The sequence below is a fragment of the Flavobacterium aquidurense genome (genome assembly GCF_031458035.1).
GTDB classification, from domain to species: domain Bacteria; phylum Bacteroidota; class Bacteroidia; order Flavobacteriales; family Flavobacteriaceae; genus Flavobacterium; species Flavobacterium aquidurense_C.
Window position 1 is genome coordinate 279,193 of record NZ_JAVDXR010000006.1, and the last position, 26,222, is coordinate 305,414.

The 26,222-nt window shown below is 32.0% G+C and carries 27 protein-coding genes; 13 read left to right on the forward strand and 14 right to left on the reverse strand.

The window, feature by feature from the left end:
- The first annotated feature begins 57 nt into the window (after positions 1-57).
- Positions 58-687, forward strand: coding sequence for an MCP four helix bundle domain-containing protein (locus J2X17_RS12065; RefSeq protein WP_310298199.1), 630 nt, complete (start codon positions 58-60; stop codon positions 685-687).
- 136 nt (positions 688-823) lie between these two features.
- On the opposite strand, the gene J2X17_RS12070 is transcribed toward J2X17_RS12065, so the two are convergent.
- The 5 genes from J2X17_RS12070 to J2X17_RS12090 form a co-directional block, all read right to left on the reverse strand.
- Positions 824-1,666, reverse strand: a complete 843-nt coding sequence (locus J2X17_RS12070) for a DUF2911 domain-containing protein (protein ID WP_310298202.1) — start codon at positions 1,664-1,666, stop codon at positions 824-826.
- 72 nt (positions 1,667-1,738) lie between these two features.
- A complete protein-coding gene (locus J2X17_RS12075) occupies positions 1,739-2,401 on the reverse strand; it encodes an HAD family hydrolase (protein ID WP_310298204.1) in 663 nt (220 codons plus the stop codon).
- A gap of 136 nt (positions 2,402-2,537) precedes the next feature.
- Positions 2,538-3,254, reverse strand: coding sequence for a tRNA threonylcarbamoyladenosine dehydratase (locus J2X17_RS12080; RefSeq protein WP_310298207.1), 717 nt, complete (start codon positions 3,252-3,254; stop codon positions 2,538-2,540).
- 179 nt (positions 3,255-3,433) lie between these two features.
- Positions 3,434-4,081, reverse strand: a complete 648-nt coding sequence (locus tag J2X17_RS12085) for a TatD family hydrolase (RefSeq protein WP_310298210.1) — start codon at positions 4,079-4,081, stop codon at positions 3,434-3,436.
- Positions 4,081-4,680 (reverse strand): DUF1684 domain-containing protein, encoded by a 600-nt coding sequence (locus J2X17_RS12090; protein ID WP_310298213.1) that lies wholly within the window; start codon positions 4,678-4,680, stop codon positions 4,081-4,083. Before J2X17_RS12090 ends, J2X17_RS12085 begins: the two co-directional genes overlap by 1 nt.
- 98 nt (positions 4,681-4,778) lie before the next feature.
- On the opposite strand from J2X17_RS12090, the gene J2X17_RS12095 reads away from it, so the two are divergent.
- The 7 genes from J2X17_RS12095 to J2X17_RS12125 all read left to right on the forward strand — a co-directional run bounded on the left by J2X17_RS12095 (position 4,779) and on the right by J2X17_RS12125 (position 11,550).
- Entirely contained in the window at positions 4,779-6,014 is a 1,236-nt protein-coding gene (locus tag J2X17_RS12095; RefSeq protein WP_310298215.1) for an MDR family MFS transporter, read from the forward strand.
- A 147-nt stretch (positions 6,015-6,161) separates the two neighbouring features.
- Positions 6,162-6,533: a BlaI/MecI/CopY family transcriptional regulator gene (locus J2X17_RS12100; RefSeq protein WP_310298218.1), complete on the forward strand. Its 372-nt coding sequence runs from the start codon at positions 6,162-6,164 to the stop codon at positions 6,531-6,533.
- Positions 6,534-6,548: 15 nt separating this feature from the next.
- Positions 6,549-8,162, forward strand: a complete 1,614-nt coding sequence (locus tag J2X17_RS12105) for a M56 family metallopeptidase (RefSeq protein ID WP_310298221.1) — start codon at positions 6,549-6,551, stop codon at positions 8,160-8,162.
- A 36-nt stretch (positions 8,163-8,198) separates the two neighbouring features.
- Complete coding sequence (locus J2X17_RS12110; protein ID WP_310298223.1) at positions 8,199-8,567, forward strand: BlaI/MecI/CopY family transcriptional regulator; 369 nt, start codon at positions 8,199-8,201, stop codon at positions 8,565-8,567.
- 5 nt (positions 8,568-8,572) lie between these two features.
- Positions 8,573-10,375: a M56 family metallopeptidase gene (locus tag J2X17_RS12115; RefSeq protein ID WP_310298225.1), complete on the forward strand. Its 1,803-nt coding sequence runs from the start codon at positions 8,573-8,575 to the stop codon at positions 10,373-10,375.
- Positions 10,376-10,452: 77 nt separating this feature from the next.
- Positions 10,453-10,593 carry a hypothetical protein gene (locus J2X17_RS12120; protein ID WP_026985003.1) on the forward strand — a complete coding sequence of 47 codons (141 nt, stop codon included), beginning with the start codon at positions 10,453-10,455 and terminating at the stop codon, positions 10,591-10,593.
- 111 nt (positions 10,594-10,704) lie between these two features.
- Positions 10,705-11,550 (forward strand): EamA family transporter, encoded by an 846-nt coding sequence (locus J2X17_RS12125; RefSeq protein ID WP_310298230.1) that lies wholly within the window; start codon positions 10,705-10,707, stop codon positions 11,548-11,550.
- Positions 11,551-11,632: 82 nt separating this feature from the next.
- On the opposite strand, the gene J2X17_RS12130 is transcribed toward J2X17_RS12125, so the two are convergent.
- Positions 11,633-12,187 carry a fasciclin domain-containing protein gene (locus tag J2X17_RS12130; protein ID WP_310298234.1) on the reverse strand — a complete coding sequence of 185 codons (555 nt, stop codon included), beginning with the start codon at positions 12,185-12,187 and terminating at the stop codon, positions 11,633-11,635.
- A gap of 210 nt (positions 12,188-12,397) precedes the next feature.
- Between J2X17_RS12130 and J2X17_RS12135 the strand changes: the two genes are divergently transcribed.
- Positions 12,398-12,922 (forward strand): ExbD/TolR family protein, encoded by a 525-nt coding sequence (locus J2X17_RS12135; protein WP_310298237.1) that lies wholly within the window; start codon positions 12,398-12,400, stop codon positions 12,920-12,922.
- Between the two features lie 120 nt (positions 12,923-13,042).
- On the opposite strand, the gene rpsA is transcribed toward J2X17_RS12135, so the two are convergent.
- The 8 genes from rpsA to lon form a co-directional block, all read right to left on the reverse strand.
- Positions 13,043-14,821, reverse strand: a complete 1,779-nt coding sequence (rpsA, locus tag J2X17_RS12140) for a 30S ribosomal protein S1 (protein WP_089354646.1) — start codon at positions 14,819-14,821, stop codon at positions 13,043-13,045.
- Positions 14,822-15,230: 409 nt separating this feature from the next.
- Entirely contained in the window at positions 15,231-15,752 is a 522-nt protein-coding gene (locus J2X17_RS12145; RefSeq protein ID WP_310298245.1) for a hypothetical protein, read from the reverse strand.
- Positions 15,752-16,108 (reverse strand): hypothetical protein, encoded by a 357-nt coding sequence (locus J2X17_RS12150; RefSeq protein WP_310298248.1) that lies wholly within the window; start codon positions 16,106-16,108, stop codon positions 15,752-15,754. The genes J2X17_RS12145 and J2X17_RS12150 overlap by 1 nt, the downstream gene beginning before the upstream one ends.
- 430 nt (positions 16,109-16,538) lie before the next feature.
- A complete protein-coding gene (locus J2X17_RS12155; RefSeq protein ID WP_310298251.1) occupies positions 16,539-17,915 on the reverse strand; it encodes a nucleoside permease in 1,377 nt (458 codons plus the stop codon).
- Between the two features lie 67 nt (positions 17,916-17,982).
- A complete protein-coding gene (gene cmk / locus J2X17_RS12160; RefSeq protein ID WP_310298254.1) occupies positions 17,983-18,675 on the reverse strand; it encodes a (d)CMP kinase in 693 nt (230 codons plus the stop codon).
- A gap of 46 nt (positions 18,676-18,721) precedes the next feature.
- Positions 18,722-19,321 (reverse strand): murein L,D-transpeptidase catalytic domain-containing protein, encoded by a 600-nt coding sequence (locus tag J2X17_RS12165; RefSeq protein WP_310298256.1) that lies wholly within the window; start codon positions 19,319-19,321, stop codon positions 18,722-18,724.
- Between the two features lie 8 nt (positions 19,322-19,329).
- Complete coding sequence (gene porQ / locus J2X17_RS12170; protein ID WP_310298259.1) at positions 19,330-20,349, reverse strand: type IX secretion system protein PorQ; 1,020 nt, start codon at positions 20,347-20,349, stop codon at positions 19,330-19,332.
- Between the two features lie 176 nt (positions 20,350-20,525).
- On the reverse strand, positions 20,526-22,979 hold the full coding sequence (gene lon, locus J2X17_RS12175; protein ID WP_310298261.1) for an endopeptidase La: 2,454 nt from the start codon (positions 22,977-22,979) through the stop codon (positions 20,526-20,528).
- 274 nt (positions 22,980-23,253) lie between these two features.
- Here lon and J2X17_RS12180 point away from each other — a divergent pair, with 274 nt between their 5' ends.
- The 4 genes from J2X17_RS12180 (at position 23,254) to J2X17_RS12195 (ending at position 26,218) form a co-directional block, all read left to right on the forward strand.
- Positions 23,254-23,808 (forward strand): RNA polymerase sigma factor, encoded by a 555-nt coding sequence (locus J2X17_RS12180; RefSeq protein WP_310298264.1) that lies wholly within the window; start codon positions 23,254-23,256, stop codon positions 23,806-23,808.
- 91 nt (positions 23,809-23,899) lie between these two features.
- Entirely contained in the window at positions 23,900-24,433 is a 534-nt protein-coding gene (locus J2X17_RS12185; RefSeq protein WP_310298266.1) for an anti-sigma factor, read from the forward strand.
- Positions 24,417-25,478, forward strand: a complete 1,062-nt coding sequence (locus tag J2X17_RS12190; RefSeq protein WP_310298268.1) for a DUF4097 family beta strand repeat-containing protein — start codon at positions 24,417-24,419, stop codon at positions 25,476-25,478. The genes J2X17_RS12185 and J2X17_RS12190 overlap by 17 nt, the downstream gene beginning before the upstream one ends.
- 17 nt (positions 25,479-25,495) lie before the next feature.
- The gene (locus tag J2X17_RS12195; RefSeq protein WP_310298270.1) at positions 25,496-26,218 is read left to right on the forward strand and encodes a head GIN domain-containing protein; all 723 of its coding nucleotides are present in this window, start codon (positions 25,496-25,498) and stop codon (positions 26,216-26,218) included.
- The last annotated feature ends 4 nt before the right edge of the window (positions 26,219-26,222 follow it).

The following is a 26,222-nucleotide window of genomic DNA, read 5'->3' on the forward strand; positions in this document are numbered from 1 at the left end:
TTTTAGTATTAATCAAACTTTCAAGGAGTTATGATAACGAATTTTAAATTAGACCAAATGAAAGATTTAAAAAAATATAGCAATAAAACTAAAGCTGCCTTCGTTTTGCTGCTAGTGATGCTGATTATAATTCTGAGCAATTTCAACACGTTACGAAATTCCAAAAAAGTAAACGAAAATATCAATGCTATTTACAACGATCGATTGGTCGTGGCACATTATATCTTTCAATATTCAAAGGAAATTCATTTTATAAAAAGTGAAGCCGAAAAACTGGATTTGAGTGATAACACAAAGAAAGACGAAATAAATCATACTTTAAATATCATTCATAACATCGATGATTTGTATGCCAAAACTGTTTTAACTAATAAAGAAAAAGAACATTTTGATACTTTCTTACTTTCGTGTAAAGAAATCAACAATCAGGTTGAAAATAAAAACTGGAGCAAAATTATCTATTCAAGCGAACAGGCTTTAAAAACATTAGAAGCTTTATCGCAAATTCAGATCAAGGAAGGCAAGGCAAAACTTGCTCATGCTAACGCCATGTACAACGATAACAATAGTTTAGGACAACTGCAAATTGCATTATTAATTATTTTAGGCGGAATAACTTTTTATCTTCTTATTGTAAAAAGAATCAAACGAAGTATTAAAATTCCGGAGCCACCGAGTATGAATTGAAATTCCAAATTTTTAAATTCCAAATTCCAAAAATAAAAGACTTCAGGTTTAGAAATAGCAAAAAAAAATCCAAATCCCAATTAATATTGGAATTTGGATTTTTTTTAAATTTGGAATTTAATAATTCAAAGAATTATTATCTGCTCCACTCCGCAATACTGTCTTTATTCATTTTTACGTAATCCTGATTGTTCGCTTTTTCGGCAGCAGCCAATGACGCTTTGGCAGTTTCGATTGCTCCTTTTTTATCTCCTTGTTTTGCCTGAATCAATGATTTTAATCTTAATGTGAAATATGGTTTTTCTGTACTCATGTCTAACGATTTGTCAACATAGGTTCTGGCAGTTTCAATGTTTCCGTTTGATTGAAATAAATATTGTGATGCTGAAAAATAATCATTTGCAGATGGTCCAGCCAATGTTTTTTCGATACTTGCAGTAGCTGTTTTTGCTGTTGGAACTTCAAATTTCAAAGCAACATGAGAATTTTCCCAAGCCATTTCTAAATAAGCAAAGTTTGGATCTAAACCGTTAATTCCGATAGTGAAAGTTTCCACCGGAGTTGGCAATGCATCTTCTTTAACTGTAGTTCTTAAGGCAACGTAAGCATCGTTCCAGTTTTCCGGCAATCCCCAGTTGTCAGTAGACAGATAAAAAATTATCTCCCAGCTTTCAATTTTAGGAATTGTATAAATTGCATATTTTCCTTTTTTTAATGTTTTACCATCAATAACAACATCATCGCTAAAATTGATAATTGTGTTTTCATTCGCTCCAGTTCTCCATAATTTACCAAAGGGTACTAAATTTCCGAATACGGCTCTTCCTCTCGCTCCCGGTCTTGAATAGGTAACTTCAACATCAGTCAGACCAACAGTTTGTTTAATATACCCTTTTGGACTTGCTTGTGGTGTTTTTATTTGTGCTTCTGTAGCAAAAGGTGCTAAAATTATAGCTAATGCAATAAGTAGTTTTTTCATTGTTTGGTTTTATTTGTTTTTGTTCAAATTTACAAAATTCAATCAGGGAACAAATGTTAAATTTCACTTAATTCAAGCTTTAAGTTGTGATATTTTTAGAGCATTTAATTCATTGAAGTGATTGATTATCAAATCAGCTGCTGACAAATCCTGCAATTTTGAATGATGACTATTATAGCCAACACAGTAAATTCCGGCAGCTTTTGCCGCTTTTACACCATTTGTACTGTCTTCAATCACAATACAATTTTCTTTTGGCGCACTAGATAATGAAGCTGCATGCAAGAAAATAGCTGGATTTGGTTTCGATTGTGGAAAATCTTCACCACTCACAATATCTGTAAAATATTGATGCAAATTGAATCTTGTAAAAACACGATCAATTGTAACTTTTGATGCCGAAGAGGCCAAAATCAACTGGATTCCATTTGCATACAAATCTTTAATTAAATCTTCAACTCCTTCCAATAAATACAAATCTTCTTTGGTGTCGAAAGCATCATTAAAAATACTTCTTTTTCTCTGAATCAAATCTTCAACTTCATGTTCAATCACCGGAAAAAATCCTTTTAAAGTCTGAAATGTATTTCGAGTCGAAAATCCTGTAAACGAAGTGTACATTTCCTCAGAAACTTCGATCTTCAATTCTGAAAATTGTTTGTAATATGCGTAACGGTGTACTGGTTCAGTATCCACAATTACACCATCCATATCAAAAATTACTGTTTTTATCATTCTTTTAAGGTTCAAAGGTTTTGAGGAACAAAGGTTCAAAGGTTTTTTTAAGTTTTTGCACCTTTGTCAAAGTTTAAAACTTTGACAAAGGTTCGTTGTTCAAGAACTTGAAACTTGAAACAAAGAAAACTTGAAACTATTTTTTAACCAACAAATATCGAATTACCGTTTCAGCAGCATGAAGGCCAAATAATCCAGGCATGTAGCTGTTTGTTCCGTAGAAAGATTTTTTGAAGTTTTTTCCGTCAGTTAATTTTAGGCTTTTTTCATCCTGAATTTCAGAAGAAAAAACCACTTTTAGTTTATTGATTTTCTCTGCTTTTAATCGCTTACGAATTGTTTTAGAGAAATAACAGTTTATAGTTTTCGAAATATCCGTTACTTTCACTTTCGAAGCCAGCATTTTTCCGCCAGCACCCATGCTGCTTAATATTTTTACTCTTTTACGTTTGGCTGCGATAATTAAATTTAATTTTGGCGTAATACTGTCAATACAATCCAAAACATAATCAAATTCGGGAGAAACAATTTCAAAAGCTCTTTCCGGAGATAAAAATTCCTGCACACGAGTCAATTTCAATTCTGGATTTATATCCATCAAACGATCTCCGACAATCGTAATTTTTGGCTGTCCAACTGTTGAATGCAATGCTGGCAATTGTCTGTTAATGTTGGTAATATCAACTACATCGCCATCTACAATGGTCATGTTTCCAACTCCCGCTCTTGCTAAAAATTCAGCAGCGAATGATCCTACTCCACCTAATCCAACTACTAAAACATTCGAATTTTGTAAATTCTGTAATCCTTCTTTTGTAAATAAAAGCTCGGCTCTTTCTGTCCACTCTGCCATATTTTCTTTTTTTATTTTATTTATTTGTTAGATGTGAAATGTAAAAAAAATGTGAAATGTAAGATGTGAAATGGTACGACTTAACAACTAACATTTTACTTCTCATTTCTTGTTTCTTTCTTCTTGTTTCTTTCTTCTTGTTTCTTTCTTCTTGTTTCTTTCCTCTAACTTTTCACTTCTTACTTTTTAAATATACTTTCGAAATTACTTGAAATAATACTTTGTAATTCACTTAATGTTAAGTCTTTATAGTTTGCAGCAAGATCATAAACCTGCTGAATATTTTCTTGCATCGTGTCGGTTTCCAAGAGAAAACGATCATTTGGAATTTGCTGAAATACCGTTTTTAATTCGGGATTTTGGAGTAAATATTTCCCAAACGAAATATAAAATCCTTCTTTTATAAGTTGTGCTGCAATTTTATTATTCTTTGAAAATCCGTGGATAATCATCGGAACCGAAATTTTCAATTTTTTCTTAATTGCGATTATTTCCTGAAAAGCCGCAACGCAATGAATTATGACGGGTTTTTTATATTTTTCGGCCAAAGCCAATTGTTTTTCGAAAACTTCAACTTGTTGTTCAAGTGGAATTCCGATTCGCTTATCTAAACCACATTCACCAATCGCTAAACAATTTTCGGTCTGTAATTTTTCTTCAATAATTTTTAAATCAACAGCAATTCTGTTTGTTAGAATATGCCACGGATGAATTCCAATTGAATAAAACGGAATCGAAGCATCAAATTCATTTGGATACTGATTCATCAACTCTAAAACATCAGGCTGATTTGTAACAGCATGTGTATGAAAATTAAAGTATTTCATTAATGAAAAGTTTTAACGCCCGCCTTAATTTCAATATTCAAATCATTTTCTAAAGGAACCAGCGGACAGGAATATTTATGATTATAAGCACAATACGGATTATAAGCCTGATTAAAATCGATTGCAACTGTGTTTCCTTTCGGGATTTTCAAATCAATATATCTTCCTCCGATGTAACTTTCTTTTCCGCAAGTTAAATCTGAGAAAGGAAGAAATAAATGGTCTTTATATTCTTCGGTTTTAGAAAGATCAATACTTCTATAAACATTCAACTGCATTGCTTTACCATCTAAAGTAAAAAACAAAGTACCGTATTTTATATATTGTGGTGTTCTTGTTCCGGTAGTTTTCATTTCAAAAACCTTTTCATTTTTCGCTTTTACAAACTTTGCTTTCACAAAAAACTTTTCATTTATCGGATAAAATTCTAAAGTTTTAAAAGTTTTTAAATCCGCTTCCATCAACGGACTCGTCTTAGCATCAGCATATTCAGCGTTTATCGTTTTCTGAAATTTCTCTACCTCGGCTTTACTAAATTTATTTTGGCTAAAACCAAAATTCAATACAAGTAACCAAACAAAAAATGCAATTTTTTTCATCTTAAAAATTTTGAGCAAAAATAGTTTAAAAGTAACAAAGCGGCAACGGTTATACGTGACAAAGTTTTCTAACTTTGTTGCAAATAACAGAATTTATAATGCTCAAAACTGCCTTTAACCACTACATCAACAATTTTCGCGGATTTTCAAGAGAAATTTGGATACTTACACTTGTTACTTTTATCAATCGCGCCGGAACAATGGTGCTTCCTTTTTTGTCTAAATATTTAAAAGAAGATCTTCAATTTACTTATAATCAGGTAGGTTGGATCATGGTTTCATTTGGTTTAGGCTCTATGTTAGGATCTTGGTTGGGCGGAAAACTTTCAGATAAAATTGGATTTTATAAAATCATGATTTTTAGTTTATTTACCAGTGGAGTGGCACTTTTTTTAGTACAATACATTACTTCGTTTTTGGGTTTATGCATCGGTATGTTTTTTTTGATGGTCATTGCAGACATGTTTCGTCCTGCAATGTTTGTTTCTTTAGGAGCTTACGCCAAACCTGAAAACAGAACGCGTGCTTTAACTTTAGTACGTTTAGCCGTAAATTTAGGTTTCGCTGCCGGACCAGCACTGGGAGGTTTGATTATTATGGGAATCGGTTATTCCGGTTTATTCTGGGTTGATGGAGCTTCGTGTATTGTCTCCATTTCGATTTTTGCTTTATTGGTAAAAGAAAAGAAAAAAGTAGTGCACGATGACAAAATTGAAAGTACATCAGATAAAAAATCAGTATTTCATGATCGAATATTTTGGGTTTTCTTATTTGTGAGTTTTGTAACCGCCATGATTTTCTTCCAGCTATTCACAACACTTCCGTTATATCATAATGAGAAATTTGGCTTAAGTGAATTTCAAACAGGCTTATTAATGACTTTAAACGGACTATTGATATTTGCCCTCGAAATGCCAACAGTAGGTTTTATGGAGCGTAAAGGCTTTCCTAAAATCAGAATTATTATTCTTGGTTCCTTTATTATGGCCTCAAGTTTCTTTCTGTTACTGATAAATTTTTGGGCTGGAATTCTGGTTGTAAGTATGATTTGCATTTCGATTGGAGAAATTCTAACCTTTCCGTTTTCGAATGCATTCGCTTTAAGTCGTGCGCCACGTGGGCAAGAAGGCCGCTATATGGCACTTTATACCATGAGTTTTAGTTTGGCACATATTATAAGTTCTAAAGTTGGTTTTGAAATCATTACCAGATTAGGCTACCAAACTAACTGGTTTTTCATGGCTTCAATTGGCGTTGTGGCGACACTTTGTTGCTTGTGGATTAAAAAGGCCTTGCTTCACGAAAAAAAAAACCTAATTACTTTTAACACATAAAACACTCAAATTCAATTTATTACTTTTAAATTTGAGTGTTTTTTCTATGCTTTCATCTGAAATCAAACTTAATTTTTAGTTAAATAACTATTTTTATAGTTGTGTAACTAGAAAAATAGTTGTAGGTTTGAATTAAAATTAGAAAACATGCAAAAGCTAACCAACAAGGAAGAGGAAATTATGCAAATTTTATGGAAGCTAAAAAAAGCTTTCGTAAAAGAAATACAGGCCGAAATCACTGAAGATCAACCGCATTACAATACACTATCGACTATTGTTCGTAATCTGGAAGAAAAAGGCTTTGTAGCACATAATGCGTTTGGAAATACACATCAATATTATCCAATTATCACTTTAGAAGCGTATAGCAAAAAGTACATGAAAACTGCTATTGATAACTATTTCAATAGTTCATATAAAAATATGGTTTCATTTTTTGCTAAAGAAGAAAAAATATCTGCGGCAGAATTACGCGAAATTCTTGCTATGATCGAAACTCCAAAAGAAGATAAAAAATAAGTAAAATAACCGTTTATGGAAGCACTTTTTATTTACATCGCAAAATCATCAGGATTAGTAATATTATTCTATTGCGCCTACTTTTTTTTACTTCGAAAAGAAACTTTTTTCAATAGTAATCGATGGTTTTTATTGACCGGTTTAATAACATCAGTAGCACTTCCATTTTTTGTTTATACTAAAACGGTGTGGATAAACCCTACTCCACTTTCAAATGCTAATTTTTTATCTGTTTATAATCAACCGACGGAAAAGAATATTTTTGAAATGAACTTGAATTTTATTTTAATAGCTGTTTATACTCTTGGAGTTTTGGCTTTACTAATAAAATTTGCGTTTGACTTTTATACTTTGAACTCGGTATTAAAAGGAAAAAAAGTAAAACAACAAGCTGATTTTAAATTTATTGACACCACCGAAAATATTGCTCCTTTTTCTTATTTTGAATATATTGTTTACAACTCATCAATGTTTACAGCTTTAGAATTAGAAAATATTATTGAACATGAAAAAGTACATAGCGATCAAAATCATACTATTGATGTTTTGATTTCGAGATTCTTTTGTATCTTATTCTGGTTCAACCCATTAATTTGGTTGTATAAAAAAGCAATAACTCAAAATCTGGAATTTATTGCTGATGCAGTGGCAGCACAAAAAATATCCGATAAAAAAGCCTATCAATACACGCTTTTAAAAATTACAACTCATGAAAGTTGTCTATCAATCACCAATCATTTTTATCAATCATTAATCAAAAAACGAATTGTTATGTTAAACAAAAATCAATCAAAAAAGAGAAATTCCTGGAAGCTCTATGTTGTAATTCCGGCGCTTGCAGCTTTTGTACTTTTATTTCAGGTTGAAGTAATTGCAAAAGAGAAGAGAGAAATTACAAAAGAAATTAATGGCGATGGTTCTGTAGATGTATACAAAATCAAAAAAACAACCACCGATCAGCAGTTAAAAGAAATAGCTGAAAAATTGAAGCAAAATCACAATGTTGATACAAAAGTTTCCGATGTTGAAAGAAATTCTAATAATGAACTAACCGCGATCAGATTTGATTTAAAAAGAGGTTCTGAGCAAACCCAATCGTATAGAGTTAAAGGAAATAATGCTATAAAAGATTGTGCAATTGTAGTTGAAACTGCGAATGATGGTTCAAAAAAGATTGGCTTACAAACTGAAAACCAGATAGATGCAGTTAATACCGTTAATCAAGAACGTGTTGTTGAAGTAAAAAATGTTCAAAATTCTAAAACTAATTGTGATGTTAAAACTACTGATAATACTCATACAAGCGTTAGTACAATTACTTGTACAAATACTACCAATACTAACGTAAACGTAAATAAAAGTACAAATAAAAATGTAAAAATTGGCTTTAGGGATCTAAATGCTGATCCAAAAACAAACGAAAATATTAGCATAAAAACTAATGGAGCTCACACCTTAACTCACGGTAAACAATTGGTGATTGTAAACGGAGAGGTTGTTTATAATGCTAACGTTGATGATATCGATCCCGAAACCATCACAACAGTAAATGTTTATAAAGGTTTAACAGCAACTGAGAAATATGGAGAGAAAGGCAAAGATGGCGTTATCGTAATTACGACCAATTAATATATTTTTTCATTCTTTTTAAAACTATCCAAAACCATGTTAAAATTAACCAATAAGGAAGAAGAAATAATGCACATTTTATGGAAGCTTAAAAAGGCTTTTGTAAAAGAAATTCAGGCTGAAATTACTGAAGATCAACCGCATTACAATACACTTTCGACTATTGTTCGAAATCTTGAAGAGAAAGGATATGTAAGTCACAATGCCTTTGGAAATACACATCAATATTATCCAATTGTAAGCATCGAGGATTATAGAAAAGGTTTTATGAGCACTGCAATTGATAATTATTTCAACAGTTCTTATAAAAGTATGGTTTCGTTTTTTGCTAAAGAAGAAAAAATCTCCGCAGCCGAATTACGGGAAATCTTGACCATGATTGAAACTCCAAAAGAAGAAAAATAATCGTTATGGAAGCACTTTTCATTTTTATCGCAAAATCGAGCGGATTATTAGTACTGTTTTATTGCGCTTATTTCTTTTTACTAAGAAAAGAAACATTCTTTAATACTAACAGATGGTTTCTATTAGCCGGTTTGATAACTTCTGTAGTATTGCCTTTTGTAGTTTACACCAAAATTGTCTGGGTAGATCCTACTCCACTGCCATCTATGGGTTATTCGCCAGTCTATATCCCTCAAAATATTCAGGAAGATTCTTTTGAGATTAATTGGAATTATGTTCTACTATCAATTTACAGTATAGGTTTTTTAGCTTTTATACTAAAATTCGGTTTTGATTTTTACAGTTTAAATTCGGTTTTAAAAGGTAAAAATATACAGCAGGAAGCCGATTTCAAGTTTATAGACGTGGAAGAAAACATCGCTCCATTTTCTTATTTTGATTATATCGTTTACAACTCATCACTGTACAGCGAATCAGAATTAGAAAGTATTCTCGAGCACGAAAAAGTGCATAGCGATCAAAATCACACTATGGATGTTATTGTTTCAAGAATTTTCTGTGTGCTTTTTTGGTTCAACCCAATAATCTGGTTGTATAAAAAAGCCATACTTCAAAATCTTGAGTTTATCGCCGACAGTGAGGCGGCAAAAAAAATATCCGACAAAAAAGCGTATCAATACACGCTTTTAAAAATAACAACACATGAAACCTGTGTTGCCATCACCAATCATTTTTATCAATCATTAATCAAAAAACGAATTGTCATGTTAAACAAAAATCAATCAAAAAAAACAAATTATTGGAAGTATTGTACTGTAATTCCAGCACTGGCCGCCTTTGTATTTTTATTTCAAATTAAAACTATTGCGCAGGAGAAAAAGGAAGTTCAGGAAGTAAACGAAAAAATTTCTTCAGTTGATGTGTATAAAATCAAAAAAACAACAACTGATCAGGAATTAAAAGTAATAGCTGAAAAATTGAAACAAAATCACGATGTTGATGTTGTTATTACGAATGTTAAAAGAAACACTCAAAACGAATTGACCGCTATTAAGGTAGATATTAAAAAAGGATCAGAAGAAGTACAAACCATTCAAATTGAAGGTGATAAAGCCATTAAAAGTTGTGGAATTGTTGTAACAACTGAAGATAACGGCTCTAAATCTATCGATTTAATAACTGACGGTGCAGTTGACAAATCAATGGTTATTCAGAATCGAATCGTAGATGTTAAGGAAACAAACGGAGCCGTAGCACCAGCACCGCCTGCTCCACCAGCTCCCGCTGCGCCAGCTGGTATGATTGCTGCCCCAGCTGCCCCAGCGATGCCAGCTTTTCCGGGTGGTGCATTGCCTCCAATGCCTTCTATTGATATGTCTAAAATGCCAAAACCTCCGGTAGCACCATCAAATCCAAAAGACAAAGTTGCCATGGCTAAATTTGAAAAAGAAATGGAGGAATTTGAAAAAAAAATGGAAGCTTTTGAACCAGATCTATCTGATTATGAAAAACAAATAGAAGAAATTATGTCTCAAAGAGAAGCTATTTATGAGAAAGAAATGGAAAAATACGAGATCGCCATGGAAAAATTCAATGACGACATGAATAAATATGGTGAGAACGTAATCATTAAGTATGGTAAGGATTCAAAAGAGTATCAAAACAGCGTTAGACAATACGAACAAGATATGAGACGCTATGAGCTTGACATGAAGCAGCATGAAAAAAACATGAAGCAACACGAAAAGAACATGAAGCTACACGAAAAAGAATTAAAAAGATTAGAAAAAGAGAGCAGAAAATCTTAAATTGACTTAAAACACTAAAAAAGACTTTGTTAAAACACAAAGTCTTTTTTTTATATCTTTGAAAAAACAAACCTACTATGTTTAAAATTTTAGCCAAAATCAATAAGGTTCTTTTACCAAGTTTTACCAAACAAGGTTTAGATATTTCTAAAGCAAAAAAATGGCAAATGGCTATTATTGGATATCGAGCTTATGTTACTAAACGTGCTTTAGAATAATTTAAAAATTTCATACTTAAGAATTCTACTGCAATGCAAATTTCTATTTGCATCAGAACAAATACATCTTCAAAACTTATTTCGTAGTTTTGAATCTCAGCAAACTTTCTCATGAAAAATAAAGAATTCAACCTTCCTCCTGTTCCGGCAGTACTTTTGGCAATTATAAGCGTACAATCCGGAGCTGCCATAGCTAAAACACTTTTCCCAGCTATTGGAGCGGCAGGAACGGCTTCTATCCGAATAGGTATTTCTGCCTTAATTTTATTTTTAGCCTATAGACCAAATTTATTTCATGTTACACCTAAACAATGGAAAATTGTAATTCCGTATGGTTTGTCATTAGGTGCTATGAATCTGATTTTTTACTTAGCAATTGAAAGAATTCCAATTGGTCTTGCCGTCACTTTAGAATTTATCGGTCCATTGTTAGTGGCTATAATTGGCTCAAGACGATTAATAGATTATTGTTGGGTATTACTTGCTGCAGCGGGAATTGTTTTAATTGCTCCCTGGACAAACGACCGAATTGATTCTTTGGGAGTTTTGTTTGCCCTTTTAGCCGGCGGTTTATGGGCTGCGTACATCGTTTTGGGTGGGAAAATTTCTAAAATTATGCATGGAGGGCAAGCCGTTTCAACCGGAATGCTTTTTGCCGCAATTTTAATCTTGCCTTTTGGATTTTTAGAAAACGGATTGGCTAATCTTACACCAAAACTTTTTGGTATGGGTGTTGCTTTGGCGCTTTTGTCAAGTGCGATTCCATTTACACTCGAAATGAAAGCTTTAGGTCAGCTTCCACCACGTACTTTCAGTATTTTAATGAGTTTGGAACCTGCAGCAGCAGCAATTTGTGCTTTTATATTTTTGGACGAAAATCTAAGTTTTTATGAAATTTTGGCTGTGGTATGTGTTGTAATTGCCTCTGCAGGATCGACTTTAACGGCTAAAAGATAAATCTATAAAAATAAAATTCCAAATTCCAACTTTTAAATTGGAATTTGGAATTTGGAATTTTATTTTTGAGATTTACAAAGTATTACATTTTTGGCAGCAATACAGTATCAACTACATGAATAACACCATTTGATTGGTTCACATCTGCAATTGTAACTTTAGCTTTATTACCGCTTTCGTCACTGATGTATAAATCTTTTCCATCCATCCAGGCAGTTAAAGTTCCACCACTAACAGTTTTAAGAGTTGCTTTTCCTTTACCCATTTTAATTGCTTTTGCAATGTCAGATGCATTCATTTTTCCTGCAATAACGTGATAGGTCAAAATCGTTTGAAGCGTTTTAATGTTTCCTGGTTTCAATAATGTTTCAACAGTTCCTGCAGGTAATTTATCAAAGGCAGCATTTGTTGGAGCAAAAACGGTGAAAGGTCCTTTCCCTTGCAATGTTTCAACTAATCCTGCAGCTTTTACGGCAGCTACCAAAGTGGTATGATCTTTTGAATTAACGGCATTCTCAATAATATTTTTGTTTGGATACATGGCTGCTCCACCCACCATTACAGTTTTTTGAGCAAATGACGTAAAAGCAAATCCAAGTGTTAAGATTGCTGCGGCTAAAAATTTTCTAGTTTTCATAATTGATATTTTAAGTTATAAGCTCATTTACGGGATAGTTTTCGATTTGGTTTTACTAAAAATTTAAAAAAGATTCAAAATCATTATAAAATCTTCAAAAACAACTGTAAAACAAGACTTTACTTAATAAATTTATTTTTAAAAAATTCTCATATTCGCAATCTTATTGTATTACTTTTATTACTAACTTTAGTTACCAAATGGTTTATCATGGAAAATCTACCTAAAAAAGTAAGAAGTAAAAAGCTAAATACGAGAGTTGATTTAACGGCTATGGTCAGCGTTTCTTTTTTACTGATTATATTTTTTATGGTGACAATTGAATTGGCTAAGCCAAAAGTCATAGATTTAAGTTTACCTGATAATGATGTAACTTGTGGTGGATGGCATGGTTATGGTGAAAATAGAAGTATAACAATACTACTAGGAGAAAATAACAAATTAATATCCTACATGGGTATTTTAGAATCTCCTATATCTCCAGCAAGAGAAATGAAATATGGAAAAGAAGGAATCCGTAGAGAGCTTCTAAAAAGAAACAAAAGCGAAATTGAATATTATAATAGTCTTGGAAGGTCAAAAAGAGGTGCAATTGTAATAATAAAACCAAGTAAAAAATGCAGCTTTAAAAATTTGGTTGATATTTTAGATGAAATGAAAATTGCAAAAATTGAAACTTATGCAATTGTAAATGAATATACTCCAGAAGAATCTAAATTATTAGCTGCAAATTAACAAAAAAAACTTCTTTTAAAAACAGACTAGCCTGAAACTTGAAACTTTAAACCTGAAACAAAGACATAAAAAAAAGTCCCACATTACTGTGGGACTTTCTATTTATAAAAAACTTAAGAATTATTTTTTCTCAGTTTTTTCCATTTTAGCTTTTAATGCAGCTAATACATCATTGTTATCTCCTAAAGTTGCAGCAGGTGCATTTGTAGATGATGCAGATGAAGTATTTTCAGTTGCAGCTTTCACATTTTTCTCTTCTTCTTCACGGAAGATAGCAGTGTGAGAAGCAACTACTCTTTTGAATTCTTTGTTAAATTCGATTACTTTGAAATCAGCAGTATCACCTTTTTTCAATTTCTTTCCGTCTTCTTTTTCAAGGTGACGAGTAGGAATGAAAGCAACGATATCATCTCCGAATTCTACAGTAGCTCCTTTGTCAACGATTTCAGAAATTTCACCATTGTGGATAGTTCCTACAGCGAAAGAATCTTCGTATTGATCCCAAGGATTAGCAGTAGTTTGTTTGTGACCTAAAGATAATTTACGTCCTTCAACATCTAATTCTAATACAACTACATCAAGTTTCTCACCAACATTTACAAATTCAGATGGGTGTTTGATTTTCTTAGTCCAAGATAAGTCAGAGATGTAAATTAATCCATCAATTCCTTCTTCTAATTCTACGAAAATACCAAAGTTTGTAAAGTTTCTAACGATACCTGTATGTTTAGAACCTACTGGGTATTTAGAAGTAATGTCAGTCCATGGATCTTGAGTCAATTGTTTGATACCTAATGACATTTTACGGTCATCTCTATCTAAAGTTAAGATAACAGCCTCAACAACATCTCCAACTTTTACGAAATCCTGAGCAGAACGTAAATGAGTTGACCATGACATTTCAGAAACGTGGATTAAACCTTCAACACCTTCAGCAACTTCGATAAATGCACCGTAATCAGCGATTACAACTACTTTACCTTTTACTTTATCACCAATAGTTAAATTAGCATCTAAAGCATCCCATGGGTGAGCGTTTAATTGTTTCAATCCTAATTGAATTCTTGTTTTCTCATCATCGAAATCAAGGATTACAACGTTTAATTTTTGGTCTAATTCAAGAACTTCACTTGGGTGGTTGATTCTACTCCAAGAAAGGTCAGTAATGTGAATTAATCCGTCAACACCACCTAAGTCAATGAACACACCATAAGAAGTAATGTTTTTAACAACACCTTCTAATACTTGTCCTTTTTGTAATTGACCGATGATTTCTTTTTTCTGTACTTCGATATCAGCTTCGATAAGCGCTTTATGAGATACAACAACGTTTTTGAATTCGTGGTTAATTTTTACCACTTTGAATTCCATCATTTTGTTTACATATACATCGTAGTCTCTAATTGGCTTAACGTCAATTTGAGAACCAGGTAAGAAAGCTTCAATTCCGAAAACGTCAACGATCATACCACCTTTAGTTCTGCATTTTACAAAACCATTAACGATTTCTCCTGTTTCATTTGCAGAAATAACTCTATCCCATGATTTAATAGTACGTGCTTTTCTGTGAGATAATACTAATTGACCTGTTTTATCCTCACGGATGTCGATTAATACTTCTACTTTGTCACCAACTTTTAAGTTCGGGTTGTAACGGAATTCGTTTAAAGAAATAACACCTTCCGATTTTGCGTTGATATCAACGATAACGTCTCTATCTGTAATTCTAACAACTACACCTTCAACTACTTCTTCTTGATCTGTAGCGATGAAAGTTTTTGAAACTAGTTCTTCGAATTCTTGTAAGTTTTTCTCATCTACTGCATCAATTCCTTCTTGGAAATTATGCCAGTTAAAATTTGCTAAAAACTCTTCTTGTGATTTTAATTGTTCAGACATGCTCTGATAAAAATTTGTATTCTGTTTTCCTCGAGTTTCATAAAGCAGTAGAAAAAACAGAAGTTGTTTTACATAAATAGTTGATACCTAAAGGAAACTCTTCTTTGCCAAAAGGTTTGCAAAATTAATACAAATATTTGTAATAGCAAAACAATTCTAAATGATTATCAGCCAATTGTTCAGGAGCAGAAGATTTTAGGTTTTTTAAGACGTTCAGTCCCGCTATCCGCTTGTATCTTTTTTGCAGAAAAAGCAAAAAAGGATACCGCTTCTATCGGGGCTAGACAAGAACGAGTAGTAGTTTTAAGAACCTTAAATTTTGATAATAACAAACCCGACAGGTTTTTAAAACCTGTCGGATTTACTATGTACAACTATCTTTGTCAAAGTTTAAAACTTGACAAAGATTTCATTTCGTTTTAATTTTCTGTTCGATAAAAGAAATTAATTTCTGAAAATTTTCTTCACCAACTTCAATCTCTGCCAATATATAAGGATGATAATCTTTAGTGATTAAAATCAAATTCTTTTCTTCAATTAAGTATGTTTTGAATTCTTTCCAATCAATACTTTTAAAATGCTTGCCGTCGCTCGTAATTAATGATTTATCTGTGAAGTCGAAAACAAAATTTTTAAAATCATTATTAATTTCAGCTTCCTTAATTTTAGCAACATCAAACTTTTTATAGACTGCTTTTATTTTAAAGTAATAATAAATGAAAGAAAGCAAATTTGATAAACCTAAAATAAGCAGACCAAAACCAAACAGATTTGGTCGATTACAAATCATTACGACACCAACAAATATCAAAAAAGCACCAAAATATTGGGAGTTTTTATAATAAAAAGCTTTTCTTTTCCAAGCCAAATCAAACAGCAAATCCATTTGCTTGTTATAGATATCTTTATCAAAAACCAATTCAAATCTCATTATTGTCTACTTCTCTTAATCCAAAATAATCCACCTAAAATAGAAACCGGCGAAAAAACAAAAATCGCCAACAATTGCGTCCAAGAACTACCACCTGACATAAAAAGCGAAAAAGTCGCAAATCCAGCCATAATCACAAAAAGCACATAATTAACTTTCAGGCTTTTAGTCTTTGCAATCAACTGAGCTACAAGTCCGCTGATGAAAGAAAAAACATTACCGTAAACAAAAGTCAAAACCATAAAAAATTTAGAAGCCACTTCATGCGGATTCACTTCTGAGAATTTAAAAAAAAATAAAGAAGTGATTACAAAAATCGCATAACCAACAATAACTCCTAAAATTTGTCTAATCATAATTCAACGCTTTTAATTACAAAATCAAATTTAAGTTTTTTCTATTGATCTAAACCCTTATCATTCATTTTTAAAAACGACAAACCCGACAGGTTTTAAAAACCTGTTGATTTAACTAATCGGTAGTCATCTTTGTCAAAGTTTAAAACTTGACAAAGATTTACTTGAGCATTCATTTAAGTTTAGAAATTTGTTTAAGAAGTTTTTCTCGTACTTATCTCTTTCTTTAGTTCCAATTTTTCCAATAAGTTTATCTTTCATTTCAGAAAGAGAATATGATTTTATTTTTGCCTTTGCCATAATATTGATTTATATAATTCATTAAATAAAAAATACCACACTGATTTCTTCTGCTGAAATCAGTGTGGTATTTTTATTTATTTTTTTATTCTACTTTTTCAAAACCAAAAGCCTTGAAAAAAACTTTTTCTTAATGACTCAAATTCTCCAATTCCTTAGGGTCATGTTTATGTTTAAATAAAACAGCAAAGGCAATTGCAATAACTAAAGCATAAGCTGCAAACGACAACCAGATCGTATGCCAATCTTTCATTAAAATAGGATTACTAAAAACTCCTTCAGCAGAAACTGAGTTCCCTTGTCCTTTTACAAATTCTAACATTTTTGAATTTGTAGTTTCAGTTTGTAAAAATCCTGCTAATTCACTTGTATTATGAAATGATTTCGTAAAGAAACGATCAATTGCCCATCCTGAAGTTAAACTTCCTAAAACTGCTCCTACTCCATTAGTCATCATCATAAACAATCCTTGCGCTGAAGAACGAATTTTAGAGTCTGTATTGCTTTCTACAAATAATGAACCTGAGATATTAAAGAAATCAAATGCCATTCCGTAAACAATACAAGACATAATAATCATCCATAATCCACCAACAGGATCTCCAAAAGCGAATAATCCAAATCTTAAAACCCAAGCCAACATAGAAATTAACATCACCTGTTTGATTCCAAAACGTCTTAAGAAAAATGGAATTGCCAGGATAAATAAGGTTTCAGAAACCTGAGAGATCGACATAATAATAGTCGAATATTTGATTACAAAAGAATCTGCATATTTTGGAAAATGCTTGAATTCATCTAAAAATACATCTCCATAAGCATTAGTTAATTGTAAAGCTCCCCCTAAAAACATAGAGAAAACAAAAAATAAAGCCATTTTATAATTTCCGAATAATTTAAAAGCTTCTAAACCTAAAGTTTCAACTAACGTCGCATTTTCTTTTGTCAAACGCTGCGGCTCACATTTTGGCAATGTAAAAGAATAAACACCTAAAATTAATGCTCCAACTCCGGCAATATAAAACTGATATTCAGTCGCTTTACTTCCACTTAAATTGGTAATCCACATAGCGGCGATAAAACCAATAGTTCCCCACACACGAATTGGCGGAAAATCTTTTACTATATTTTTATCGTTTAATTTTAGTGAAGTATATGAAATGGAATTACTTAACGCAATTGTTGGCATATAACAGCACATTGCAGCAAGCATTACATATATAAAGTTATCCGGAGTTGTAACATGCGCTATACCAAACAAAACTACAGCATAAGCAATATGCAAAAATCCGTAAAGTTTTTCGGCATTTACCCATCTGTCAGCAATAATTCCGGTTAAGGTAGGCATGAATAAAGAAGCAATTCCCATGGTTCCGAAAACAAGACCAAACTGAGTTCCTTCCCAATTTTTAGTTCCAAACCAATAATTTCCAATAGTAATAAGCCACGCTCCCCAAACAAAAAATTGAAGAAAACTCATTATAATCAATCTGTTTTTAATTCCCATATGATGAAATTGTCTTTAGTATAAATGAAGCGGTAAAACTACCATTAAAAATGATATCTGCAAAAAATTAAGCCGTTTTTACGACGTCATTTATCAATTCTAAAACAGCTGCAAATTGTTCTTGCCTACTTAGGTAAGAATTATCTATTTCAATTGCATCATCGGCAATGACTAAAGGAGAATCGTCACGATGTGTATCTATATAATCTCTTTCTACAACATTTTTCAAAACATCTTCATATGATACATTATCTCCTTTTTGCTGCAATTCATCAAAACGTCTTTGCGCACGCGTTTCAGCGCTCGCTGTCATGAAGATTTTCAATTCTGCATCCGGAAAAACAACAGTCCCAATATCCCTGCCGTCCATAACGATAGCTTTGTTTTTTCCCATTTCCTGCTGTTGTTCTACTAATTTAGAACGCACTTCAGAAACTTCGGCTACTTTGCTTACATAATTGGAAACTTCAATAGTTCTGATTTGTTTTTCGACATTTTCGCCATTCAAATACATTTCAGCAAAACCTAAATCAGCATTGAATTTAAATTCTAATTGGATTTTTGGAAGAGATTCTATAAGTGCTTTTTTATCAAAAAAATCAGCTCCGATGAACTGATTCTGCATTGTAAATAAAGCTACTGCACGATACATTGCTCCTGTATCGACGTAAACGTATTCTAATTCTTTTGCCAACTGTTTTGCTAATGTACTCTTTCCTGTTGACGAGAATCCGTCGATTGCAATGGTTATTTTTTTCAAAATAATCTTTTTGATTTTATAAGGTTTGTAATTTGGGGAATATATCTTAGTAATAGATATTTAAAATAATTTTCGATTTAGAACTATCAATTATTTTCTCAATTCTTTTGAAGAATTCTTCGTTAACCATTGGACAGCCATGGCTGTTTGAAATATAATAATCCTGTTCATCAAGAGGCACTGCAGAATAAGAATGCAAAACGATTGCTCTTTTTAAAGCATTATTATTTGTATCATCTAAACCATTTAATCTGTAAGCTTTTCCGAATATTCCTTTATAACATCTTTCAATAGAATATCTGCCTAATGATGTACAATTTGAGTTTGGGGTGTTGCTAAACTTAAGTTCTCCTCTTATTCCGGTTTCAGATCCTGATCCGTGAGCTACAAGCCCCTGATCTAAAATTTTGTCATTTACAAGATCATAAACAAAAAATCGGTTTCTGCCAGACTTTATTCTCATGTCTACTAAAAACGCGATTTTAGTATTATACTGAGGACCAGCATACACCATTGCTTTTACCGTATTTACCTGCGTATTTATTCTTTCGATTTCAATATCAGACAGAGATTCTTCTTTATAATTAAATTTCGAGGTATTAAATAAACCTGCCGTAACAAATAGAAATAAATAAAATAGTTTCATAAAATTGCCTATTGAAAGTTTAAAATTAGCCCAAAAAGACTCGTATTAGCCGCCAAAGTATATCTTGAATATGAATAATTAAATTTTAAGCGGTTTATCTTTAAACCAAAACCTAAAGAAAGTCCTGAAAAATTACGTTGATCGTCTATTCTTAATTCCTCTGCTCTCCTAAAGTTATAACCCAAGCGTATATTTACTGCTTTCCTCGGAAAAAGTTCAGCACCAAGAACGACATGTCTTAAAGCATTATTTACAAAAGAAACTTTTTCTTCACTTGTCGATCCGTCAATATTGGTTTCACCACGAACCGGATTTGAAAATGAAATGTTCCATTGTTGCAAATTTTCTAAAGAAAGATGCCATCTTAACGGCACATGCTCTAATTCCTGCGACATTCCTGCAATAATTTCAAGGGGCAATTTTTCATGTATTCCCGAGTAAGTTGTAAACTGAGTTCCAACATTTCGAATTACAAGAGCCAAATTTACATTATTTTTTTGAATTTCATACATAATTCCCACATCAATTGCTCCACCAACAGAATTATAACTTTCTAATGATGAAGTTATTAACTTAGCAGTAGCCCCAATATGCACATCCGTATATGGAATATTATAAGCATAACCCAATGATAATGCACCTTCACTTCCTGTAAAATCTGATGTTGCCTGACCATTTTCATCATAACCTTCAAACGAACCGTAGTTTACATAACTTATACCAGCATAAAAAGTTTGCACGTGACGATCATAAGTATATGCATAAGAAGCAGTTCCGTAAGAAGCTTCTCCATAATAACTACCGTAATTCATAGCCAGATGATTATCCATATCTTCGTTTAGTGCAGCCGGATTAAACATGACCTGATTAACATCTTCATCATGAATTGTAATTATCTTCCCTCCTAGTGCTGCTTGTCTGGGTGATGTTGTTAAATTTAGAAATTGATAAGTGTACCGCCCTCCAATTTGCCCGTAAGAAACCGAACAAATCAAAATAAAAAAAAGTAAAACAAATTGTTTTAACATGCTTTTGGGGCGATTCCTATATGGGAATAACGCAAATGCGAAGATAAAATTATATAACGTAAAAAATAAAAATTTGTGCTAAATAAAATTTCAAAAAAAAAATCCCAAATTCCAAATGCTGAATTTTTTCAGATTGGAATTTGGAATTAAAAAAATATTGGAATTTTACTTCAATTTTATTTTAACGTTTTAGCATTTTTTACATTTTGATCAGTGAGAGCCAAAGCTAAAACCTCACTCATTTCCTTTACATAATGAAAGGTCAAACCTTCTAAATATTCAGCTTTAATTTCATCGATATCACTTTTATTATCGTGACACAAAATGATTTCTTTAATACCAGCTCTTTTAGCAGCTAAAATTTTCTCTTTAATTCCACCAACTGGCAATACTTTTCCACGAAGTGTAATCTCACCTGTCATGGCAAGACTTTTCTTCACCTTCTTTTGTGTTAGCAATGAAACTAAAGACGTAAGCATTGCAATTCCTGCACTAGGCCCGTCTTTTGGTGTTGCACCTTCAGGAACGTGCAAATGGATATTATATTTTTGAAATAACTCTGTATTTAACCCTAATTTTTTAGCATTTGCTTTAATGTATTCTAAAGCAATTGTAGCCGATTCTTTCATTACAGTACCTAAATTTCCTGTAATACTCAACGAACCTTTTCCTTCAGAAATTAAAGATTCAATAAACAAAATATCACCACCAACACTTGTCCAGGCTAAACCTGTAACTACTCCGGCAACATCATTGTTTTCATATTTATCACGCTCTAATCTTGGTACACCTAAAACAGTTACGATATCTTCGTCAGTAACTTTTTTGTTGTATTCCTCTTCCATAGCTACTGCCTTTGCAGCATTACGAATCACCTGAGCAATTTTAGTTTCTAAATTACGAACACCAGATTCACGTGTATAACCTTCGACGATTTTTTCTAATTGTTTTTTACCAATTGTCAAATCTTTGTTAGTTAAACCATGTGCCTCTAATTGTTTTGGAAAAAGATGTCTTTTTGCAATTTCTACTTTTTCTTCAATGGTATAACCTGACATTTTGATTACTTCCATTCTGTCGCGTAATGCCGGTTGAATTGCTGCCATATTATTTGATGTAGCAATAAACATCACTTTAGATAAATCATATCCCATTTCAAGGAAATTATCATAGAAAGCATTGTTTTGTTCCGGATCTAAAACTTCTAATAAAGCTGAAGATGGATCGCCACTGTTACCACTCGATAATTTATCAATTTCATCTAAAATAAAAACTGGATTAGAAGTTCCGGCTTTCTTTAGACTTTGAATAATTCGGCCTGGCATCGCACCAATATATGTTTTTCTATGACCGCGAATTTCTGCTTCATCACGCAATCCTCCTAATGAAATACGCACATATTCACGACCAAGAGCTTCAGCGACTGAACGGCCAATAGATGTTTTACCAACTCCCGGAGGTCCCGTCAAACAAATAATAGGCGACTTCATATCGTTACGAAGTTTCAACACGGCCAAATGTTCAATCATTCTTTTCTTAACTTCTTCAAGTCCAAAATGATCTTTGTCTAATATTTTCTGAGCATGTTTTAAATCGAATTTATCTTTAGAATATTCACCCCAAGGTAATTCTAAAAACAACTCTAAGTAATTACGCTGAATTCCAAAATCTGGTGATTGTGGATTCATTCTGCGCATTTTAGACAATTCTTTTTCAAAATGTTTCTGCGTTTTTTCGTCCCATTTTTTGGTTTTTGCTTTCTGCCCCATTTCGTCCATTTCCTCTTCCTGCGAAACGCCACCCAATTCTTCCTGGATAGTTTTCATTTGCTGGTGCAGGAAATATTCACGTTGTTGCTGATCTAAATCAAAACGAACTTTTGACTGAATGTCATTCTTCAATTCTAATTTTTGAAGTTCAACATTCATATAGCGCAACGTTTCTAAAGCACGTTCTTTTAATCCATTTATCGATAATAAGCCTTGCTTTTCTTTAACCGATAAATTCATATTGGAAGAAACAAAATTGATCAAAAACGATTGGCTTTCAATGTTTTTAATCGCAAAAGTAGCTTCTGAAGGTATGTTTGGACTTTCTTTTATAATTTGGATAGCCAATTCTTTAACCGAATCTAAAATAGCTGTAAACTCAGTATCATTCTCTTCCGGACGTTCTTCTGAAACTTCTTTGATTGTTGCCGTTATATAAGGATCTTCTGAAACTACTTCATCAATTTCAAAACGTTTTTTCCCTTGTAAAATCACCGTAACATTTCCATCTGGCATTTTTAAAACGCGAAGAATCCTTGCTACAGTACCAATTTTATGAATATCATCTTTAGACGGATCTTCATCTTCTTCATTAATTTGAGAAACTACACCAATGATTTTTCCACCAGCATTGGCATCATTGATTAATTTTATTGATTTATCCCTGCCTGCCGAAATAGGAATTACGACACCAGGAAACAAAACTGTATTACGTAAAGGCAAAATTGGTAACGAAAGAGGCAGCTCTTCGTTATTCATTTCTTCTTCGTCTTCCGGAGTTAATAAAGGAATTAATTCTGCTTCTGAATCAAATTCTTGAAGTGACAGATTGTCAATAGTGAGTATTTTATGATTTGACATAATAATATATAAGTCGTTTTGTCATTAAAAGTTTAATCCTAACTGTAAATGTAGCTTTAAATAATGTAGTTTTTTATGAAACTATAATAAGTGTTGCATTTAAAAGATAGGCTGTAAAAATAGACAATCATTGTGCCAAATGCAAAAGAGTCAGTTTCGAAATTCAATTTTAAGGACTGTTTTCAGCAATTTCTAAAAAAAATAAAATTAATTTTATCAAAAGTGTAACATATCAAAAAAAGCAAAGTCCTTATAAAAAACTAGCAAGCAATACTTGAACATAACCAACCAAAATATCGAAGAATTAATCGCGCTTTGTAAAAACAATAATCAAAAAGCACAATTCGAAGTTTACAATCGCTATTGTAAAGCTATGTACAACGTGGCTTACAGGATTGTAAAAGACGAACATTTTGCACAAGACGTCATGCAGGAAGGTTTTCTGAAAGCTTTTACAAAGATTAATGATTATAAACAAGAAGTGGCTTTTGGAGCCTGGCTAAAAAAAATCATCGTGAATTACAGTATTGATTTCTATAAAAAAAACAATGCTTTTCATGTTGAAGATTTGAGCAAAACGCTTTATAAAGTGGAAGAAAATGACAGCTTTTTCTCTGAAAATATCGATTTAAATTCACTTAAGGTTAAACAGGTTTTAGATGTCATTTCAAGTTTAAAAGATAATTATAGAATGGTATTGACGCTCTTTTATATTGAAGGTTATGATCAGGAGGAGATTTGCGAAATTTTGAATATCAGTTATGCCAATTGCCGAACAACATTGAGCAGAGCCAAAGAAAGCTTACGAAAAAAATTAGAGGAATTATGATATCGCCACCTAAGACAATTTTGTGGCAACAAAAATCAAATAAGAAAAAGGCGATACCATATATCACCTCTAAAAAATAAAATTTGGATATATGAAAAAGGAAAATGACGGTTTAGATCAATTATTTAAAAAATTTGAAAATCAATGGGATATACAGGAAATGAATTCCGATCATCAGGTAGATTTTCTAAATAAATTAAATAAAAAACAACCAAAGAAAAACTATTGGTTTGTAACAGCTATTGCTGCATCGATTGTATTAATGTTGGGCGTATCGCTTTTTTATAATAATGAGAAACCTAAGGAATTCAAATTTGCATCAAAAGAAACGAAACGAACTGATTCTATTTTCAGTATTCTCATTGATAATGAACTCGTAAAGCTTAAAGAAAAAAGTTCACCAGAAAATGAGCAAATTATAAATGATGCCTTAAAACAAATGAAAGTTTTTGATGCTGATTATGAAAAAATCATAAAAGAGCTTCAAAAAAATGGTGAAAACAAACAAATTATCTACGCAATGATCAGCAATCTGCAAACCCGAATATCATTTTTGCAGACGGTATTAAAAAGAATTGAAGAAAACGAAAAATTAAAAAACACAACTGATGAAGAAACATTATAAAATACTAATCCTATTCATTTTAATTCCTTTTTTGGTATTTTCAAATGATGATACTTTTATTTCAAAACAGAAAAGTATTAAAAAAACTTACATTGTAAATTCAAATGCAGGAATCGACATCGACAACAAATACGGAAATATTTCAGTTTCGACATGGGATGAAGACAAAATAGATATCGATATTACAATTAAGGTTACGGGTGGAAACGAAAATTGGGTAAATGAAAAACTGAACGGCATTGATGTTGATATCACGGCACTTAAATCAATGGTTACAGCCGTTACAAATATTGGAAGTTCGACCTTAAAAAGTAAAGGAAGCAGCAATAGTTTTGAAATTAATTATGTAATCAAAATTCCTAAAAACGGTACGGTAAAACTCAACAATAAATATGGAAATATAACTACGCTAAATTTAGAATCAACTACGGACGTCACTTGCAAATACGGAAAAGTAACTTTAGGCAGACTTAATGGTTCTAATAATAGATTACAAATTGAATATTCTCAAAATTGTGTTATTGACTACGTCAAAAATCTGACTATCGACGCACGTTATTCAGGATTAAAAATTAATGACGCAGGAAATATTATTCTTGACGCGAGTTACAGTGATTTGAGCGTTGGTGACAGCCAAAATATAAAATATAATTGTAATTATGGAAATTTAAAATTCCAAAAAGTAAACTCATTTGCGGGTTCAGGAAATTATTTGACTATTGCAATTGCTGAAATCTCAAACAGTTTGAATGTCGATGCTACTTACAGCAAATTAAATGTTGGTATTATAAGTGAAAAAGCCAGTAATGTAAGTGTGAAAACTGGTTATTCTGATGTTTCCTTAGGATACAGCACTAATTATTCATTCGATTTTGACATCGTAACAAAATATGGCAGTATTAAAAATGGCAATGATTTAGAAATTAATGTCAGCGAAACTAAAAATAACAGTAAAAATATTAGCGGTTATCATAAAAAGAAAGGATTAAACAGAGTGATGATTAATTCTAATTATGGAAACGTTTCATTAATCAAAAAGCAATAATCTTAAAAATTAAAACAATGAAAAAATTAATACAATTAGTAGTTTGTGGTGCCTTTTTAATTGGCTTAACAGCAAAGGCACAAGAAAAAATAAACGGTAATGGTCATGTTGTAACTGAAACAAGAACAACATCTGAATACGATGCAATTAAAATATCAGGCTTTTTTGATGTCGATTTAGTTGCGGGAAAAGAAGGAAAGATTACGATTAAAGGAGAACAAAATATTTTGTCTTCAATTATTGTTAAGGTTGAAGATAATGCTTTAAAAATTCAAGTGAAAAAAGGAGTTAATTTGCGTCCGAGTGCAGGTCAAAAAGTTGAATTAACGATTCCATTTGAAAAAATATCTGAGCTTAGTCTTTCTGGTTCAGGCGATATTACGTCAAAATCTCCAATTAAAAATGACAAATTTTTGGCAAATTTATCAGGATCAGGTGATATTGATTTGGATGTTGCAACAAATTCTTTTGATTTCAGTTTGAGTGGCTCAGGAGATATTAAGTTAAAAGGAAATTCAGAAAACTTAGTTATCAAACTTTCTGGTTCGGGTGATATTGAAGCTGCAAATTTGAAATCTAAAAATGCCAATGTAACCGTTTCCGGCTCTGGAGATGTTAAAGTAAATTGCAATGAAAGCTTAACCGCAAGAGTTTCTGGTTCAGGAGATATCAGATATACCGGAAATCCTGAAAAAAGAGATGTTAAGGTTTCTGGCTCAGGAAATATTTCAAAAGCATAATTGA